General features: G+C 70.9%; 1 protein-coding gene. It reads left to right on the top strand.

The window, feature by feature from the left end; translation table 11 throughout:
• Positions 1 to 330, top strand: a 330-nt coding sequence (locus tag CVH10_RS18935) for a histidine kinase dimerization/phospho-acceptor domain-containing protein (RefSeq protein ID WP_146143076.1), incomplete at both ends; no start/stop codon positions are given.

Here is a 330-nt window from a genome sequence, read left to right as displayed (position 1 = left end):
CGAGGCCCCGTCCGACCGGCACGACGAGATCGGCCGGGTCGAGCGCGAACTGAGCCGAATGCAGGAGGAGGTGCGCCATTCTTTGCGTTCGCGCGCGCGTCTGGTCGCGCTGGGCGAGGCGGTGGCAAAGATCAACCACGACCTGCGCAACATGCTGACCTCGGCCCAGATGGCGTCGGACCGGCTGGCGGCGTCGGCCGACCCCCAGGTCGCCAAGGCCTTGCCTAGGCTGGAGCGCGCCCTGAGCCGCGCCGCCAGCCTGTCGCGCAACGTGCTGGAATACGGCAAGAGCGAGGAGCCGGCGCCGCAGAAGACCCGCGTCGTCCTGAC

The sequence above is a fragment of the Halomonas sp. ND22Bw genome, from assembly GCF_003011945.1.
In the GTDB taxonomy this organism is placed as follows: Bacteria; Pseudomonadota; Gammaproteobacteria; order Pseudomonadales; family Halomonadaceae; genus Halomonas; species Halomonas halophila.
This window is presented reverse-complemented; position numbering and strand designations above follow the sequence as displayed.